Source organism: Otariodibacter oris (assembly GCF_009684715.1).
Lineage (GTDB): Bacteria > Pseudomonadota > Gammaproteobacteria > Enterobacterales > Pasteurellaceae > Otariodibacter > Otariodibacter oris.
The window spans coordinates 1,666,215-1,682,928 of record NZ_CP016604.1; the positions used below are offsets into that span (position 1 = coordinate 1,666,215).

The window sequence follows — 16,714 nt, forward strand, 5'->3', positions numbered from 1 at the left end:
ACTACAAGCGGTCAGTTCATCATAAAAATAAGCAATATTATGATTGATAAGGAGTAAATCTTGCTTTTTGAGGCATTCTCAATTGAATTCTTTCACGATTTAACTTAATTGCTTGCTCTGTAACTTGATAGTCTAGCCACAAAGCTGGATCTGTTGGTAATTCGGTTGGCCAAATATACTGCACATTAAACCCTCTTTTCTTACATTCCTCGTGTAAAGCATCATACCGACGTTTTAAAAAAGTGAGTTTATTAAAGAAAAAACGAACATGCCCTTCTCCTAATTTATAATCGAGAGGTTGTCCATTTAAATTGTATTTACCTTTAGCAACAGCATTAGGAATCCGAGTGAGTTCTCTATGCTCTGCTAACAAATGTTGGTCACACAATTCTGTGACTGGTACGACGTTAATTCTAGTCATTAAACTTCTTTCGTTTCCATATTGGGAGAGGAAGATAACGGAGGGAAACCGCCAAGATCTTTTAATTTATTGACCATTGTACAAAATAATTCTGCGGTGCGTTCTGTATCATACAATGCCGAGTGGGCTTGTTTGCCATCAAACGCAATACCAGCCATTTGACAAGCTTTTACTAGCACCGTTTGCCCATACATAAAGCCACCTAAGGTTGCTGTATCAAATAAGGCAAAAGGATGAAATGGATCTCGCTTAGCGTTAATTCTCTTCACTGCTTCTTGTAGAAATGCCTGATCAAACGTAGCGTTATGTGCCACGATCACTGCCCGTTGGCAACCTGCATCTTTAACTGCTTTGCGAATCATTTTAAACATATCAGTAATCGCAATATTTTCAGCAATAGCACCACGCTCAGGATCATCAATATCGATTCCATTTACTTTCAATGATTCGGGATTAATATTTGCTCCCTCAAAAGGTTGAATATGGCTATGGTATTTTTGATCTAATTGAATATAGCCATTTTCGTCCATTGAAAGTGTAATTGCCGCGATTTCTAATAAGGCGTCAGTTTTAGCGTTTAATCCAGCAGTTTCAACGTCAATCACTACAGGTAAGTAACCACGAAAGCGATGTTTAATTAAGTTGTAATTTATTGGTTGGTTTTCTATTTTTTCTGTCATTCGATTTACATTTTTAAGGGGAATACGAGATTCCCCTACTAATTTAATTTTCAGGTAGTGCTATCTTTATCCTAATGCTTTTAGTGCATCTTTATTTTCGATAAATTCAATTTTATAACCATCAGGATCCTCCACAAAAGCAATTAAAGTCGTACCACCTTTTACTGGACCTGCTTCACGCGTAATATTCCCACCAGCTTTACGTACAGCTTCAACAGTTGCATAAATATCGTCTACACCTAGAGCTATGTGTCCATAAGCTGTCCCTAAATCATAGCTATCCACTCCCCAGTTATAAGTAAGTTCAATAACCGCACTTTCACTCTCATCAGCGTACCCTAAAAAAGCTAACGAATATTTATACTGTTCATTTTCGCTAGTACGAAGTAAACGCATTCCTAACACTTCTGTATAGAACTTGATAGAGCGTTCCAAATTACCCACTCGTAACATAGTATGTAAAATTCTCATACTCAACTCCTTTTTAACATATTTAACAATAGAAAAAATGAGTAGTATTATGGCATAATCTCCACTCAAAATCATTTTCTGGCTAATACTATGCTATACGATTACCAAACACCATCAAAATTAGAAATTATTACCTTTGCAATATTGCCTGTAACATTAATGCTCTTCATTGAAATGTTACTGAATCATATCGCATCTCCAATGAATTCGATATTCATTTCACCCTACTTGCTGACATTTTTCGTAACAACAATTATTATGTTTATTGTGCTACTGAAAGGGCAAATTTGTGCTGGACAATATGGACGATTAATCTATATTCTTCCTTTTGTTATGGTTTTTGCATTGGGTAATTTTTTATACTCCATCGGGTTTACACCAAAGCATATCCCAATGATTATATCAATGCTAGCCTCTTTATTTATTCCTTTCTTATATTGGAAAGTGCCTGAAGATCAAAGGCTGTATAGAACCATGCTCTATTTAGGTTTAGCTATTGCATTCATTGGCGTATTACAATATTTGATTATTTATTGGATTGAACTCCCCTCTTTATTTAACGGAATACGTGCCAATAATTTTGCTCAATTAATGTTAGGTGTATTACTCGCGGGTTGGTATTTAATTATCGCAAAAAGTCGCTTAGAAGGGTTCTTAAAATTATTAGTACTTGTTGCATTAATCTTCTTAGTATTTAACTACATTTGGGTAGCTTTTGTTCTTTATCAACAATTACAAGTTATGCCAGAAATGCAATTATCCCCTTATTTTGTCTTTTTTGCGGTACAGTTCATTATCCTAATAATGCTAGCTTGGTTACTACTTGGGAAAAGTATTAAAAACCCTATTGCTTGGACAACTGCAACATTTTTAGCAATGCTCTATCCATTTACCAATATCATTTAAATTATGCTAAAACGAGGTCTAATTATCCTTGCTACTGTACTGGCTATCCTTATTGGCGGCGGTTTAGCCTTAATGAGCGGTAGCCAGTTAGCAACGACAATTAATTGGATCTTACCTGAAGGGTGGGAAGTTGATATCCCAAAAGGAATGTCTTCGAGTTGGGATCATGCCATTCTGCCTTCTTTTTCTCTCGCTTATCAAAATTGCACCATAGTTACTACCGATGATCTAAAAGTCCAGTGGGCAGAACAGCATGAAATCACACTACAACAAGCAGTTGTTAATTATGCTTGTCTAGCATTACTTCCATCGAATAGCGAGGATTCATCTTCATCAAACGAAGTCACACTAGAGAGTCTTGGCTCAATCTTTTCCATGGTGCCTAATGGTAATATTAGTGTCAAAGTATTTTCTATTATCAATTTACCTGATGAAACTCATCCTCGCATAAAATCACTTTTAGAACAGTCCAATGAGATAACATTTGCATATTTTAATGACAAACTGACCGCTTCATTAATACAAGACGATCTCAATCTCTTTCTTAACTTTGAAAATCAGAAACTGATTGGCAATATCATTTATGAACCGAACAAAAATAAGCAAGAAGAAAAAGAACAGCACCGAATCAGTTTTTCTAGCACAATCAATAATCAAATTCTAACCATTCCACCTAAAACATCGCTAGAATATCACTGGCAATTCCCAGAAAATATCGTTAGCGATCCTGATTTACAGCAAGGCAATATGACACTTGCTTGGGAAGAAGATAAAAATAACCAAAAACAATTCACAGGCTCTTTTGCTCTACATTCCTCCTTCAATCCAGAAAATAAGATTGAATTACCGATTAATTTTGATGAACAAGGTGTAACTATCACGCAAGGCTATGTCAATTGGCTATTGAGTGATGATTTTACCCTACGAGCATTTATTACGACGTCACTCACGCCAAATAGCTTCAATGTTGACGACTTATACCCAATAAAAACCGCAATCCGCATCAGCTTATTGACGGAAAATAGTCGAGGCAAAGGTAATGTGGTTTTTAATAGCTCTGACGGTACATTGCAAAAAGAATCCTTTAACTTACCGCTTCAAGTCACTGGAAATATCAAACAAGGTAATTTTATTGTCTATTCCTCGCTTCCTTTAGATTTTAAAGGGGAGTATGACAATCCAGTACTCCGCTTTCTCCCCGGTTCACTATTACGTATGACAGGGACAGAACATTTATTAACCATTCACGATCTACGTTTTCCAATGGCAGGACTTGCGATTGATAAATATGGAATAACAGGTCGATTACAAGCCATCTTAAAAGCTGAAAGTCCAGACTTTGATAATATTGAATTGCATTTAGATGGATTTGCCAGAAAATTTAAAGCGGGGTTACTCTCTTTCTTCTCTGATCCTTCAGATCCAGAAAGTATCGCTGATCTTTGGCAATGGCGATTTTGGGGAAATTCCACCATCAAAGCCTTCAATAGCCCTGTAACTATTTCAGGTCGAGGTAACTGGCAAGAAAATATTATCCAACTGTCTGAATTTGAAGGGGATATGGGTAAAATTCAGCAAAATGCAATGTTAATTCCAAACATGACTCTTACCTTAGCAACCCCAATAACCTTTGCCTATGAAGAAGATACCTTAACGGGCGGACTACAACTTGATATGCAAAAAATACAATTTGATTATGGTGGGGAGTTTGAATCCCCGACTGGCACTTTAAATTTCGAAGGAAGATTGGAAAATCTCCGCTTAAATGGACAAATTAGCTCTGGAGAATTAGGTCCAATTCGTTTCTTTGCTCGCAGAGAATTAACTCCGCAATCAAGTAATATTATTGGTAAACTTTATTGGGCAGAACAACCCGCTATGGTGTTCCAATCCCTTTTCCCTATTCGCTCAAATTGGATTATTACCAACGGCACAATTCGTGGAGAAACTTCATTCAGTGCGAATGCAGAAAGAGGATTAATTGCAGGGGGACACTTTGCCATCCGTAATGGCGAAATTTCCTTACCCAATGGTAGTATGAAAGGAATTCAGTTTTCTCTCCCTTATCAGTATCAAAATAACGAATTTAATATTGGAGCAAAAAAGGCTCTCGACGTAAATATTGCTGAAATTGATGTAGGAATTAAACTGAATAACGCCAAAATGAAACTCCAAGGGCATTACCCTTATAGCAAAAAAAGACCGCTTACACTGAGAGAGCTTTCTTTTAATTTACTAGGTGGAAAACTGACTGTCGATAAATTTGCACTGCCACAAACTCAAATTGCTTACTTAAATTTATTTAATATTCATTTTGAAGATATTCTTTCATTAGCTCAATATCAGCAAATTGATCTAAAAGGACAAGCAAATGCCGTCTTTCCATTTTGGTTATCAGGCAACCCATGCTATATATGTGGAGGCTCTTTGACTAAATCAGGCGAAAGTACGTTGAAATTTACACCTGAATTATTGAATGCAATCAAGGAAGGGGGATATACTGAACAAATACTCACGACAATAATCAACAACAGCAGTATTGATGAATTAAATGCAAAGGTTAATCTTGATTCAACAGGTTTAATGAATCTAAACACTTCATTAAAAATACATTCACTAGACTATGAAAAAACCAAAGTGAATTTAAATTATAATCATCAAGAAAATATGTTTGATTTGTGGCAATTAATTAATTACGGTTCAGAGTTTGAACAAAACATTGAACACTCTATTTATAAACAACTGGATAACCAATGAAATTGAAGTTCTTATTTTATGCATTTTTTTCAGTGTATCTGACCGCTTGTACTCCAAAAATTCAGCTTGAAACGCCACAAGAAGGGATTACTATCAATATGAATGTAGTTGTTGATCATAAAATTGAAGTAAATATGGATGATAAATCACGAGCAATTATAAAAACTTCGGAAAATAAATAATAAATATAAAAAACCTCATAAGAAATAGAAACTTATGAGGTTTTTTCTACGATATTAGTTCAATATTAGCCCATACCGTATTTTTTTAACTTTTTACGTAAAGTACCACGGTTAATACCCAACATAGTTGCAGCACGCGTTTGGTTACCGCGAGTATACTGCATCACCATATCTAACATTGGATGTTCGATTTCTGATAACACCAACTCGTATAATTCTGTTGGATCTTCGCCATTTAGTTGTGATAAATAGTTTCTAATTGCTTGCTTAACATTATCACGGAGTGGTTTATTTACTTGTTGTGCCTGTGCATTCAGCATAGCCACTGTTAATGGGTTTGTTGTTTGTTGTTCTAACATTTTCTCTATCCAACTTAAGATTCTAACGAATCAATTTCACAAAATCTTCCAACGCTTCAAACTGTGCTTTTGCAGAGTCAAGTGCATTAAAAGTACGTTTAAAATTCAAGTTCGGAGCTAATTTATCGGTATACCAACCAACATGCTTACGAGCAATCCGATAACCTTTGTCTTCGCCATAAAAAGAATAAAGATCTGCTATATGATTTAGCATAAATTGACTCTTTTTATAGACTGATAAATCAGAAGAAAGCTCCTCCCTCTCTAAAAAATTTTCAATCTCCTTAAAAATCCAAGGATTTCCAAAACTTCCTCTACCCACCATTACAGCATCAGCACCCGTATAATCTAAAACAAACTTCGCTTTTTCAGCAGAAGTTATATCTCCATTAGCTATAACTGGCATCGAAACTGACTGTTTGACTGTACGAATAGAATCGTATTCAGCCTCTCCCTGAAACAAACAGTGGCGAGTCCTCCCATGGATAGTTAGAGCAGAAATACCTGCATTCTCAGCAATCTTTGCAATTTGTAGACAATTTCTATTTTCTAAATCCCAGCCTGTTCTAATTTTTAGTGTTACAGGCACTTCCACAGCCTTTACTACTGCATTCAAGATTTTTTCGACCAAATCAGGATCACGCAAAAGAGCTGAACCAGCCATTTTTTTGTTTACCTTCTTAGCAGGGCATCCCATATTGATATCAATAATATCAGCCCCATAATCAACATTAATCTTTGCTGCGGTGGCCATTTCTGAAGGGTCAGAACCTGCAATTTGCACGGCATTTATACCGATGTCTTTATGATGAGATAACCGCAATCTAGATTTTTCAGTATGCCAAACTTCGGGATTAGTCGACATCATTTCAGAAAAGGTTAATCCAGCACCGAGTTGACTACATAAACGTCTAAAAGGTTGATCCGTTATACCAGCCATTGGAGCAAGAAAAACTCTATTTTTTATTTCATGCTTACCTATATGCATAAATCATCCTTGCTGACATTTTATACAAAATACAGTAAAAAAGCCCACAAATAACAAAGTACGGTATAAACCGTACTTTTAACTTGCATCTAGTATCCAAAGAAAGTTCACTTCCTTGAATTAAGGGTGCGTATAATACGCATTTTTTTCCCATTTTGGAAGACTATTTATTCAACAATTTTAATATTTTTTGATTTTTTTAAAATTATTGTCATTTAAATAACAAAATGGAGTGCTTTTTATAACAGATACAACCTGTTTTATAACATATTTGTACTATTTTTGAAGAATAATCTACCAAAAACCTTTTCAATACTAGACTCTGCTTGTTCACCTATGCGTTTTATCAATTTCTTTTTAGTATGATATTTCACTTCAAAAACATCTTTTTTGGATATCTCATCGAGTAATAAATCATCACTTGTTGAAATAGCATCAATTAAATTGAGCTCCAAAGCCTGTTTTCCAAACCAATGTTCACCTGTTGCGATTTTTTCAATATTAAGTTGAGGTCTATGAGTTTCAACAAACTCCTTAAACAAAAGATGAGCTTCTTCCAATTCTTGTTGGAATTTTTGTTTTCCTTTTTCGGTATTTTCACCCACTAGAGTAACCGTACGTTTGTATTCCCCTGCCGTCATTACATCTACATCAATATCATGTTTCTTCAATAATCTATGTATATTAGGAACTTGAGCCACAACACCGATTGAACCAATTATTGAAAAAGGGGCAGCAATGATCTTATCTGCTACACATGCCATCATATAACCTCCACTTGCAGCAACTTTATCTACCGCTACAGTTAAAGGTATATTTCTATCTTTTAATCGTTGCAACTGTGAAGCAGCTAAACCATAACCATGGACAACCCCACCAGGGCTTTCTAATTTTAGTAAAACTTCATCATTCTTTTCCACATCAGCAAGTGCAATAACGGCATCGATTTCCTTACGTAATCCTGAAACACCACTCGCTTGAATATCACCTTGAAAATCAAGGACAAATAATCTCGGTTTAGTCTCTTGACTAAGCAAATCATGTCCTTTTTTTAAAAGTTTCTTATCACGTTTATTTTTAGCCTTTTGCTCTTTTTTATATTCTTTATCTAAATGTTTTTGTTCAGCATCAGAAAGAAAAAAATTGTTTAACGCTTTTTTCTGCTCTTCATGCTTTTTAGACAAATTTATAACCGTAATTGCCCCATTTTCAGGTTGTTTTCGACTTTCTAAAATCATCATGATAATTACTACGACAATGGCAAATAGTGTTAGTAATTCTAGTAAGAAAACGCCATAATTTAGTAAAACGTCCTTCCACATATAATATTTTTCCTCTTATTATTTTCTGGGTACTATTTATTGCTCTACAGGCAAACTTTCTCTGACCCAACCATCAAAGCCACCTCTCACACTATATACTCGCTCAAATCCTTGTTCTACAAGATATTGTGCTGTATTCCTACTACTTATACCGTGATAACACATCACTAATATAGGTTGCTCGTAATCATATTCATCCAAAAATTGTCCATAAGTTAAATTAGTCAGATGAAAAGCATTTTGAGGATGACTATGTTTAAATCTAATTGGATCACGAATATCTACTAATACTGCATTTTCTTGTTTAAGCATATCCCATGCTTCAAGAGGCGTTATTTCTATGAATGTTTCTTCCATTATGTTACCTATAATTTGGATCAATCCTTAATATAGCATTAAACTCAAAATTGTAAATGTTACACTTTATCTAACTTTGGTATTGAAGTTTTACCCTTAATAAATATAATAATGATTCTCACATAGAATACATAAAAAAATTAGGGTTTTTAAATGGAACAATTTTTCACATTTCTACAACAATATGTTGACTATTTTATTCTCGGACTACTTGGATTAATGAGTATTATTTTACTTGCAAAAGTGATTGAACGAATCCTTTTCTATAAAAAAGTAAATGTAGCAAATTATCAAACAATTGAATCGTTAGAAATTGATCTAACTCACAACCTCACAACTATTTCAACCATTGGGTCTAATGCACCATACGTTGGTTTACTTGGAACTGTAATTGGTATATTACTTACTTTCTATGAATTGGGTAATGCAGGTGGAGATCTTGATGCCGGCTCCATCATGGTACACCTTTCTCTTGCATTAAAAGCAACAGCTATTGGTATTCTAGTTGCAATTCCTGCAATGGTGTTTTACAACGGATTCGGTCGTAGTGTAGAGAAAAATAAATTACTTTGGCAAGATGCTCAACATCGTAAGTAAATAAGAATATCCCAAACAAGCGGTCATTTTCCGCTTTTGTTTTACTCATTGGAAAACAGACATAACATATGAAAAAATTTGATCAAATTAATATCATTCCATTTATTGACATTATGTTAGTGTTACTTGCTATCGTACTCGTTACTGCATCTTTTATTTCTCAAGGAAAAATTCAAGTTAATGTTCCTAAAGCATCCACAACACAGGCAATAAAAGCAGATGAGTTGGCTAAATTGTTAACTATTACAGAAGATAATGCATTCTTTTATAACGATGAACCTATTACAAAAGAATTGCTTGAAGAAGAAATTGCAAGTTGGGATAAAGAACAAAAGGTAACACTTAAAGTTGATGGAGCAGTAACTTTTGAAACATTCGTTGCATTAACAGATCTTTTATCTACTAATGAAATCAAAAATGTTGCAATCATTACTAAAAAAGAAACCTCGGAGTAGAATATTGGCATGAATAAAACATATTCCCGAATTGGTTTTATCACTTCCATTATTATCCATGGATTAGCTTTTGCTGGGGTAGGATGGTTGTTGAGTAGTAAACCGCCCTTGAGAGCAACAGAAGAAGTCACAAGCATTTCTATGGAAATGATGACTGCATTATTAGAACAACCTCAGGTGGCTACCGCACCAGAACCTGAGAATGTGGAGACACCAGAAGAAGTTGTAGAAGAAGTTCAACCAGCGGAAGAAATTCCAGAAAAAGTAATAGAACCAGAGCCAGAACCCGTTGTTGAAGCAGAACCAGTTCCAGAGCCTGTTGTTGAAAAACCAAAGGAAGAACCTAAACCAAAAGAAGAGCCTAAACCGAAGCCAAAGGAAAAACCAAAAGAAAAGCCTAAACCAAAAGAGAAACCTAAGCCTAAACCAAAACCTAAGGCTGTAGAAAAGAGTACTGAAACGAAAAAAGGTATTGTTGCTAAGGCTGTGCCAAATGTGCCACAAAATGCTCAGGCTCAAAGAGGTACATCGAATAACAATCAAACTTCTGCTAATGGTAATAACCAAGGGAATAGTCAAGCATCCAGTGGAGAATTGAATCGTTACAAAGCTCAGTTACAAAAAGCGCTTCAACGTCAAGCTAATAATAGCTATCCAAGAAGGGAGCAAATGATGAGAAAAACAGGGGTGGTTACACTGTCTTTTTCTATCTCTTCATCAGGAAAACTTATTAACGTTAAAGTAGTTAAATCATCAGGAAATAGTAATTTAGATGCAGCAGCAGTAAAAGCCGCACAAAATACAGATATGAAATCCGCTCCACCAGCGGGATTCCCTTCGTCTCTGACAGTTCCTGTAAAGTTCAGCCTACGGTAGTATTTCTACCTAAAAAATCTTCATTATCGTATTAACCAAGAGTTTAGCAAAAAATTAAACTCTTGGTTGTCATTCATTCTATTATGATCATCGTCATACTGGAAAACGCTATTTTTCTCTATTATCAGCACGTGAAATTGATAAAACAAGGATAGTCTAATGAATCATGCTTTCAATATTTTGGCAAAACCAACTGGTTCTATTTGTAATTTGGATTGCAAATACTGCTTCTATTTGGAAAAGCCCCATTCTGAACAAATCAGAATGAGTGATGAAGTATTAGAAAAGTATATTCAAAGCTACATTCAAACCGCCCCACAACGAGAAATTACTTTTCTATGGCAAGGGGGGGAACCTACTCTCGCTGGTCTCGATTTTTATCAGAAAGCGGTCGAATTCCAACGAAAATATGCAAATGGCAAACGCATTTATAATTCCCTTCAAACAAATGGTGTGCTACTCAATCACAATTGGTGCCAATTTTTAAAAGAAAATCATTTCTTGGTTGGGTTATCAATTGATGGTCCCGAAGACTTACACGATGCTTATCGCGTGACTAAATCGCAAAAAGGCACATTTAGCCAAGTAATGAATGCTTTAGAAAATTTGATCCGCTTTGGTGTCGAATTTAATACCTTAACCGTTGTGCATAAGAAGAATGTGCATGCAGGAAAACGGATTTATCACTTTTTAAAAGAAATTGGCTCAACTCACTTACAATTTATTCCACTAATGGGGGACTATAATCAACAAGCTGAGGCAAAAGATTATGGACAAATGCTGATTGAGATTTTTGATGAGTGGTTCAAGGGAGATATTGGACGAATCAATGTGCAATTCATTGAACAATGGTTTATGGCTTTCCTTGGATTTGAGCCTAGCTTGTGTATCTTCCGAAAAACCTGTGGCGATCAATTAGTTATTGAGCAAAATGGGGATATTTATAGTTGTGATCACTATGTTTATCCCACTTATAACATTGGCAATTTAGTTGAAACACCCTTAGTTGATATTACCTACTCCGATTTTCAAACCAAGTTTGGCTTAGCCAAAGAAAAAGTTTCACAACGTTGTCAACAATGTAAATTCCGTTTTGCTTGCAATGGTGGATGCCCTAAACATCGTACCGTTCAAGGCTTTGGCGAGCCGCATAATCAACTATGTGAAGCCTACTACTCTGCATTATCCTACATGGAACCTTATCTCAAACAATTAGCTATTCAATTTAAACAAAGACACCGTATGTAATGCTATTCTCTATAAAAAGAATTTTCCATGTAGTATGTACATATAAAAAACGGCAAAATCTTAACAAGATCCTACCGCTTATATTAAATTTCATACGCTACATTGGTTAATAATAAGAATGCTCACCAGCCTGATGTTCTGTGGCATCTTTTACACCCATTAATTCTTCTGGGAACATAGCTAATAACTGTTTTTCAATCCCTTCTTTCAATGTAACATCAACCATTGAGCAACCATTACAGCCACCACCAAATTGTAAAATAGCCACTTTATCTTCTGTAACATCAATTAATGTCACACGCCCACCATGGCTCGCTAATTGAGGATTAACTTGAGTCTGAATAACATAATCTAAGCGTTCAATAAAAGGTGCATCATCAGCAACTTTCTTCATCTTAGCATTAGGTGCTTTCATTGTAAGTTGAGCACCCATCGCATCAGTTACATAATCAATCTCAGCATCTTCTAAAAATGGTAAGCTTATTTCATCAATAAAAGCAGAAAATTGAGCAAGTTTTAATTCTGTATCGCTTTCCTCAACAGCATTAGGTGGGCAATAAGAAACACCGCATTCTGCACTTGTAGTTCCTGGATTTACAACAAAAATGCGAATATTAGTTCCCTCTTCTTGTTGATCGAGTAATTTGCGAAAATGGCTTTGAGCAGCATCTGAAATAGTAATATTCATAAGAAAATCCATCTATACTTGAGTAAATTAGTAGCCATTGTACCGCTATACTATTTTTTTGACCAGTATCAAATATTATTCAATTTTTGCTATCGTTTAAACCAATCAAACATACCATCTATTTTTTATCAAAGTTAAATATCATAAGAATATTGATTCAATTCAAATTTTAATGTGTAAATGTTAAAAAAGTGTAGTAAAACTGGAATTCTTCACCAATTTTCAGGTAGAATGGTTCGTTTATTTTTATCTTTCGTTTTTAAGATAAGAATCCGATTTGAGAACTTAATGTAGTCATTTAAAAAAAGTGGGGGAACCAACGTTTGTTTTTTTATTTTGGCTATGACTCAATAGATGGGATTGCAGGTCATCTGCAATCATAATTTTAACCCAACAAAAAGTAGTGCAAACAATATGATTACAATTAAACAAGGCTTGGATCTCCCTATCTCGGGAAAACCTGAGCAAGTAATCCGTGACGGCAATACCGTTAGTGAAGTTGCTGTGCTTGGCGAAGAATATGTGGGTATGAGACCTTCAATGAAAGTTCGTGAAGGTGATGTAGTAAAAAAAGGTCAGGTACTTTTTGAAGATAAAAAGAATCCAGGCGTTATCTTTACTGCACCTGCAAGCGGTACTATCACTGTGATTAACCGTGGAGAAAAACGTGTTCTTCAGTCTGTCGTAATTAAAGTTGAGGGTGATGAGCAAGTTACTTTTAGCCGTTATGATTCGGCTGCGCTTGCTTCTTTAACTAGCGAGCAAGTTAAGCAAAATTTAGTGAATTCTGGCTTATGGACTGCATTCCGTACTCGTCCATTTAGTAAAATACCTAGATTGGATGCAGAACCATCATCAATCTTTGTTAATGCGATGGATACAAATCCTTTATCTGCTGATCCTGAAGTTGTATTAAGTAACAATAAGCAAGATTTTGTGGATGGATTAACTGTTTTAAGTCGCCTATTTAATGGAGAAAAAACAGTTCATTTATGTAGAGCCCCAGACAGTTCAACTCCAAATGCAGAGCTAAACAATGTAAAAGTAACTGCATTTGAAGGTCCTCATCCAGCAGGCTTAAGTGGTACACATATCCATTTTATTGATCCAGTCAGTATCAATAAGCAAGTATGGTATTTGAATTATCAAGACGTTATTGCTATTGGTAAATTATTCACAACAGGTGAATTATTTGCTGAAAGAGTGATTTCACTGGCAGGTCCTCAAGTTAAAAATCCTCGTCTAGTGCGTACAATTATTGGTGCGAATTTATCTCAATTAACAGCAAATGAATTGAATGAAGGCGAAAACCGTGTAATTTCAGGCTCTGTATTAAGCGGAACAAAAGCATCCGGACCTCATGATTATCTAGGGCGTTATGCTTTACAAGTATCTGTCATTGCAGAAGGCAGAGAAAAAGAGTTCTTAGGTTGGATTATGCCTGGTGCGAATAAATTCTCAATTTCTCGTACTGTTCTCGGTCATTTCGGTAAAAAATTATTTAACTTTACCTCCGCTGTCCATGGTGGTCATCGTGCAATGGTGCCAATAGGTGCTTATGAAAGAGTAATGCCTTTAGACATTATTCCAACGTTATTATTACGTGATTTAGCCTCTGGAGACACTGACTCTGCTCAAGCATTAGGTTGTTTAGAGTTAGATGAAGAAGATTTAGCGCTGTGTACTTTTGTTTGTCCAGGCAAAAATGAGTATGGTCCTCTATTGCGTCAGGCTCTAGATAAGATCGAGAAGGAAGGTTAAAAATGGGTTTAAAACATCTTATAGAGAAAATCGAACCAGCGTTTTTACCCGGTGGAAAATATGAAAAATGGTATGCCTTGTTTGAAGCAACAGCAACGTTTTTATATACACCAGGTACAGTAACGCAAAAAGCCTCTCATATTCGTGATGCGTTGGATTCTAAACGTATGATGGTACTAGTATGGTTGGCTTTATTTCCTGCGATGTTCTACGGTATGTATAATGTTGGAGGACAATCATTACAGGCATTAGGTCAATTTGCCTCAGCTGATATATTTGCTCAAAATGTTGCACATAATGTTTCAAATAATTGGCACTTTGCTTTAGCTAATGTATTTGGTGTGTTATCACAAGATGCAGGCGTTTTATCTAAAATGCTTTTAGGTGCAATCTTCTTTCTACCAATCTACTTAACAGTATTTATTGTGGGTGGTTTTTGGGAAGTTTTATTTGCAATGATCCGGAAACATGAAATTAATGAAGGTTTCTTTGTAACATCTATCCTACTTGCATTAATTGTTCCACCAACATTACCATTATGGCAAGCCGCTTTAGCGACGACATTTGGTGTTGTTGTTGCAAAAGAAGTATTTGGTGGCGTAGGTAAAAACTTCATGAACCCTGCTTTAGCAGGTCGTGCATTTTTATTCTTTGCTTACCCAGCTCAAATTTCTGGTGATTTAGTATGGACTGCAGCAGACGGATTCTCTGGAGCGACAGCATTATCACAATGGGCATCTGGTGGACAAGAAGCACTTAAACATGTAGTAAGTGGTGAAAGTATTTCTTGGATGGATGCATTCCTTGGAAATATCCCAGGTTCAGTGGGTGAAGTTTCAACTTTAGCACTTATTATTGGTGCAGCAATTATTGTATTTGCACGCATTGCCTCATGGAGAATTATTGCAGGCGTAATGATCGGTATGATTATTACCTCAACATTATTCAATATGATTGGTTCTACAACTAACGCAATGTTCTCTATGCCTTGGCATTGGCATTTAGTTCTAGGTGGTTTTGCTCTTGGTATGTTCTTTATGGCAACAGACCCTGTATCAGCAGCATTTACTAATAAAGGTAAATGGGCATATGGTGCATTAATTGGTGTGATGTGTGTCATTATTCGTGTAGCAAACCCTGCTTATCCAGAAGGCATGATGTTAGCAATTTTATTCGCTAACTTATTTGCTCCAATCTTTGACTACCTAGTGGTTCAGCGTAATATCAAACGTAGGAAGGCACGCAATGGCTAAATTTAATAAAGATAGCATTGGCGGAACACTTACCGTCGTTGTTTTATTAAGTTTAATTTGTTCTCTTATTGTGGCTAGTGCATCTGTGTCACTTAAACCCGCACAAGAAGAACAAAAACAGCTTGATAAACAAAGAAATATTTTAAGTGTTGCTGGTTTATTACAACCAAATACAACAACAAGTGAAATTAAAGATATTTTTGGTAACAGCATTGAACCTAAGATTGTTGATTTAGCAACAGGTGAATATGTTGAAGGAATAACAAACTTTGATGCTCAAGTAGCAGCTAAAGATCCTAATCAAAGTATCCAAATTTCTCCTGAAGATGATAAAGCAAGTTTACGTACTCGTGCAAAATATGCTGAAATTTATTTAGTGAAAAATGCACAAGGAGAGGTTAATCAAATCGTTTTACCTTTCTATGGTACTGGTTTATGGTCTGTCATGTATGGATTTGTTTCTGTTGAACCTGATGGTAATACAATTAAAGGCATTACGTATTATGATGAAGGAGAAACTCCAGGACTTGGTGGAGAAATTGAAAACCCTCGTTGGCAAGCTAATTTCGTTGGTAAAAAATTACGTAATGAAAAAGGTGAATCAGCGATTACTGTTGCTAAAGGTGCTTCAGCTGATAAAGAACACGGTATTGATGCATTATCTGGTGCAACATTAACATCAAAAGGTGTTGATGGATCATTTAAATACTGGTTCAGTGATAATGGGTTTGGTCCATACTTAGAAAAATTAAAAATGGGGGCTAACTAATGGCTGGTTCAAATTTGAAAAAGTTACTGTTTTCTCCAGTAGTTGATAACAACCCTATTGCATTACAAATTTTAGGTATTTGTTCTGCTTTAGCGGTAACAACGAAGTTAGAAACTGCCATGGTAATGGCAATAGCGGTATGTTTTGTTACCGCATTTTCAAGTTTCTTCATTTCTTGTATTCGTAACTATATTCCAAATAGTATCCGTATTATTGTGCAAATGGCAATTATCGCATCGCTTGTAATATTGGTTGACCAAATATTACGTGCATATGCCTATGGATTATCTAAACAACTTTCTGTATTTGTTGGCTTAATTATTACGAACTGTATTGTAATGGGACGTGCAGAAGCGTTCGCAATGAAATCTAAACCATTAGATAGTTTTGTGGATGGTATTGGTAATGGTTTAGGTTATGGTGCAATGCTACTTGTAGTTGGTTTCTTCCGTGAATTAATCGGATCAGGTAAACTTTTTGGCGTTACTATTTTCCAAACTATTCAAGATGGTGGTTGGTATCAGGCTAATGGTTTATTCCTATTAGCACCAAGTGCATTCTTTATTATTGGTTTCGTTATCTGGGGTATCAGAACTTGGAAACCTGCACAGGTGGAGAAATAGT

At 35.6% G+C, this 16,714-nt stretch carries 19 protein-coding genes; 11 read left to right on the forward strand and 8 right to left on the reverse strand.

Features of this window, described 5'->3' with window-relative positions; genetic code table 11:
* Nucleotides 1-37: 37 nt before the first annotated feature.
* The 3 genes from A6A10_RS07710 to gloA all read right to left on the reverse strand — a co-directional run bounded on the left by A6A10_RS07710 (nt 38) and on the right by gloA (nt 1,572).
* Nucleotides 38-421: a pyrimidine dimer DNA glycosylase/endonuclease V gene (locus A6A10_RS07710; protein ID WP_121122723.1), complete on the reverse strand. Its 384-nt coding sequence runs from the start codon at nt 419-421 to the stop codon at nt 38-40.
* Entirely contained in the window at nt 421-1,101 is a 681-nt protein-coding gene (gene rnt, locus A6A10_RS07715) for a ribonuclease T (RefSeq protein WP_121122725.1), read from the reverse strand. The genes A6A10_RS07710 and rnt overlap by 1 nt, the downstream gene beginning before the upstream one ends.
* A 66-nt stretch (nt 1,102-1,167) precedes the next feature.
* The gene (gene gloA, locus A6A10_RS07720) at nt 1,168-1,572 is read right to left on the reverse strand and encodes a lactoylglutathione lyase (protein WP_121122727.1); all 405 of its coding nucleotides are present in this window, start codon (nt 1,570-1,572) and stop codon (nt 1,168-1,170) included.
* Between the two features lie 90 nt (nt 1,573-1,662).
* Between gloA and A6A10_RS07725 the strand changes: the two genes are divergently transcribed.
* The 3 genes from A6A10_RS07725 to A6A10_RS07735 are packed head-to-tail and all read left to right on the forward strand — an operon-like array spanning nt 1,663 to nt 5,417.
* A complete protein-coding gene (locus A6A10_RS07725; protein ID WP_121122729.1) occupies nt 1,663-2,478 on the forward strand; it encodes a hypothetical protein in 816 nt (271 codons plus the stop codon).
* A 3-nt stretch (nt 2,479-2,481) separates the two neighbouring features.
* Nucleotides 2,482-5,235 carry a YdbH family protein gene (locus A6A10_RS07730; protein WP_121122731.1) on the forward strand — a complete coding sequence of 918 codons (2,754 nt, stop codon included), beginning with the start codon at nt 2,482-2,484 and terminating at the stop codon, nt 5,233-5,235.
* Entirely contained in the window at nt 5,232-5,417 is a 186-nt protein-coding gene (locus A6A10_RS07735) for a YnbE family lipoprotein (RefSeq protein WP_121122733.1), read from the forward strand. The genes A6A10_RS07730 and A6A10_RS07735 overlap by 4 nt, the downstream gene beginning before the upstream one ends.
* Nucleotides 5,418-5,482: 65 nt before the next feature.
* Here A6A10_RS07735 and fis read toward each other — a convergent pair whose 3' ends face one another.
* The 4 genes from fis to glpE form a co-directional block, all read right to left on the reverse strand.
* Entirely contained in the window at nt 5,483-5,776 is a 294-nt protein-coding gene (gene fis / locus A6A10_RS07740; RefSeq protein WP_121122735.1) for a DNA-binding transcriptional regulator Fis, read from the reverse strand.
* Nucleotides 5,777-5,798: 22 nt separating this feature from the next.
* Nucleotides 5,799-6,764: a tRNA dihydrouridine synthase DusB gene (dusB, locus tag A6A10_RS07745; protein ID WP_121122737.1), complete on the reverse strand. Its 966-nt coding sequence runs from the start codon at nt 6,762-6,764 to the stop codon at nt 5,799-5,801.
* Between the two features lie 260 nt (nt 6,765-7,024).
* Nucleotides 7,025-8,086 (reverse strand): protease SohB, encoded by a 1,062-nt coding sequence (gene sohB / locus A6A10_RS07750; RefSeq protein ID WP_121122739.1) that lies wholly within the window; start codon nt 8,084-8,086, stop codon nt 7,025-7,027.
* A gap of 36 nt (nt 8,087-8,122) precedes the next feature.
* Nucleotides 8,123-8,443: a thiosulfate sulfurtransferase GlpE gene (gene glpE / locus A6A10_RS07755; protein WP_121122741.1), complete on the reverse strand. Its 321-nt coding sequence runs from the start codon at nt 8,441-8,443 to the stop codon at nt 8,123-8,125.
* 153 nt (nt 8,444-8,596) lie between these two features.
* Between glpE and exbB the strand changes: the two genes are divergently transcribed.
* The 4 genes from exbB to A6A10_RS07775 all read left to right on the forward strand — a co-directional run bounded on the left by exbB (nt 8,597) and on the right by A6A10_RS07775 (nt 11,619).
* Nucleotides 8,597-9,040 (forward strand): TonB-system energizer ExbB, encoded by a 444-nt coding sequence (gene exbB / locus A6A10_RS07760; RefSeq protein WP_121122743.1) that lies wholly within the window; start codon nt 8,597-8,599, stop codon nt 9,038-9,040.
* 68 nt (nt 9,041-9,108) lie between these two features.
* Nucleotides 9,109-9,495 (forward strand): TonB system transport protein ExbD, encoded by a 387-nt coding sequence (gene exbD, locus A6A10_RS07765; protein WP_121122745.1) that lies wholly within the window; start codon nt 9,109-9,111, stop codon nt 9,493-9,495.
* Between the two features lie 9 nt (nt 9,496-9,504).
* Nucleotides 9,505-10,371 carry a cell envelope integrity protein TolA gene (gene tolA, locus A6A10_RS07770; RefSeq protein ID WP_121122747.1) on the forward strand — a complete coding sequence of 289 codons (867 nt, stop codon included), beginning with the start codon at nt 9,505-9,507 and terminating at the stop codon, nt 10,369-10,371.
* 159 nt (nt 10,372-10,530) lie between these two features.
* The gene (locus A6A10_RS07775) at nt 10,531-11,619 is read left to right on the forward strand and encodes an anaerobic sulfatase maturase (protein ID WP_121122749.1); all 1,089 of its coding nucleotides are present in this window, start codon (nt 10,531-10,533) and stop codon (nt 11,617-11,619) included.
* 106 nt (nt 11,620-11,725) lie between these two features.
* Here A6A10_RS07775 and nfuA read toward each other — a convergent pair whose 3' ends face one another.
* Complete coding sequence (gene nfuA / locus A6A10_RS07780) at nt 11,726-12,319, reverse strand: Fe-S biogenesis protein NfuA (RefSeq protein ID WP_121122751.1); 594 nt, start codon at nt 12,317-12,319, stop codon at nt 11,726-11,728.
* A gap of 402 nt (nt 12,320-12,721) precedes the next feature.
* Here nfuA and A6A10_RS07785 point away from each other — a divergent pair, with 402 nt between their 5' ends.
* From A6A10_RS07785 to A6A10_RS07800, 4 genes are read left to right on the forward strand one after another with little or no spacing between them, the layout of a single operon-like run.
* On the forward strand, nt 12,722-14,068 hold the full coding sequence (locus A6A10_RS07785) for a Na(+)-translocating NADH-quinone reductase subunit A (RefSeq protein WP_121122753.1): 1,347 nt from the start codon (nt 12,722-12,724) through the stop codon (nt 14,066-14,068).
* A 2-nt stretch (nt 14,069-14,070) separates the two neighbouring features.
* A complete protein-coding gene (locus A6A10_RS07790; RefSeq protein ID WP_121122755.1) occupies nt 14,071-15,321 on the forward strand; it encodes an NADH:ubiquinone reductase (Na(+)-transporting) subunit B in 1,251 nt (416 codons plus the stop codon).
* Nucleotides 15,314-16,090 (forward strand): Na(+)-translocating NADH-quinone reductase subunit C, encoded by a 777-nt coding sequence (locus A6A10_RS07795; RefSeq protein ID WP_121122757.1) that lies wholly within the window; start codon nt 15,314-15,316, stop codon nt 16,088-16,090. The genes A6A10_RS07790 and A6A10_RS07795 overlap by 8 nt, the downstream gene beginning before the upstream one ends.
* Nucleotides 16,090-16,713, forward strand: a complete 624-nt coding sequence (locus tag A6A10_RS07800; protein WP_121122759.1) for an NADH:ubiquinone reductase (Na(+)-transporting) subunit D — start codon at nt 16,090-16,092, stop codon at nt 16,711-16,713. Before A6A10_RS07795 ends, A6A10_RS07800 begins: the two co-directional genes overlap by 1 nt.
* The last annotated feature ends 1 nt before the right edge of the window (nt 16,714 follow it).

Excerpts from the sequence above, each read along its gene's own strand:
- glpE (WP_121122741.1), bottom strand. The coding sequence starts at position 8,443 with ATGGAAGAAACATTCATAGAAATAACGCCTCTTGAAGCATGGGATATG.
- exbD (WP_121122745.1), top strand. The coding sequence starts at position 9,109 with ATGAAAAAATTTGATCAAATTAATATCATTCCATTTATTGACATTATG.
- A6A10_RS07730 (WP_121122731.1), top strand. The coding sequence starts at position 2,482 with ATGCTAAAACGAGGTCTAATTATCCTTGCTACTGTACTGGCTATCCTT.
- exbB (WP_121122743.1), top strand. The coding sequence starts at position 8,597 with ATGGAACAATTTTTCACATTTCTACAACAATATGTTGACTATTTTATT.
- A6A10_RS07775 (WP_121122749.1), top strand. The coding sequence starts at position 10,531 with ATGAATCATGCTTTCAATATTTTGGCAAAACCAACTGGTTCTATTTGT.
- A6A10_RS07710 (WP_121122723.1), bottom strand. The coding sequence starts at position 421 with ATGACTAGAATTAACGTCGTACCAGTCACAGAATTGTGTGACCAACAT.
- A6A10_RS07785 (WP_121122753.1), top strand. The coding sequence starts at position 12,722 with ATGATTACAATTAAACAAGGCTTGGATCTCCCTATCTCGGGAAAACCT.
- A6A10_RS07725 (WP_121122729.1), top strand. The coding sequence starts at position 1,663 with ATGCTATACGATTACCAAACACCATCAAAATTAGAAATTATTACCTTT.
- A6A10_RS07795 (WP_121122757.1), top strand. The coding sequence starts at position 15,314 with ATGGCTAAATTTAATAAAGATAGCATTGGCGGAACACTTACCGTCGTT.
- A6A10_RS07735 (WP_121122733.1), top strand. The coding sequence starts at position 5,232 with ATGAAATTGAAGTTCTTATTTTATGCATTTTTTTCAGTGTATCTGACC.
- A6A10_RS07800 (WP_121122759.1), top strand. The coding sequence starts at position 16,090 with ATGGCTGGTTCAAATTTGAAAAAGTTACTGTTTTCTCCAGTAGTTGAT.
- rnt (WP_121122725.1), bottom strand. The coding sequence starts at position 1,101 with ATGACAGAAAAAATAGAAAACCAACCAATAAATTACAACTTAATTAAA.
- nfuA (WP_121122751.1), bottom strand. The coding sequence starts at position 12,319 with ATGGATTTTCTTATGAATATTACTATTTCAGATGCTGCTCAAAGCCAT.
- gloA (WP_121122727.1), bottom strand. The coding sequence starts at position 1,572 with ATGAGAATTTTACATACTATGTTACGAGTGGGTAATTTGGAACGCTCT.
- A6A10_RS07790 (WP_121122755.1), top strand. The coding sequence starts at position 14,071 with ATGGGTTTAAAACATCTTATAGAGAAAATCGAACCAGCGTTTTTACCC.
- sohB (WP_121122739.1), bottom strand. The coding sequence starts at position 8,086 with ATGTGGAAGGACGTTTTACTAAATTATGGCGTTTTCTTACTAGAATTA.
- tolA (WP_121122747.1), top strand. The coding sequence starts at position 9,505 with ATGAATAAAACATATTCCCGAATTGGTTTTATCACTTCCATTATTATC.
- dusB (WP_121122737.1), bottom strand. The coding sequence starts at position 6,764 with ATGCATATAGGTAAGCATGAAATAAAAAATAGAGTTTTTCTTGCTCCA.
- fis (WP_121122735.1), bottom strand. The coding sequence starts at position 5,776 with ATGTTAGAACAACAAACAACAAACCCATTAACAGTGGCTATGCTGAAT.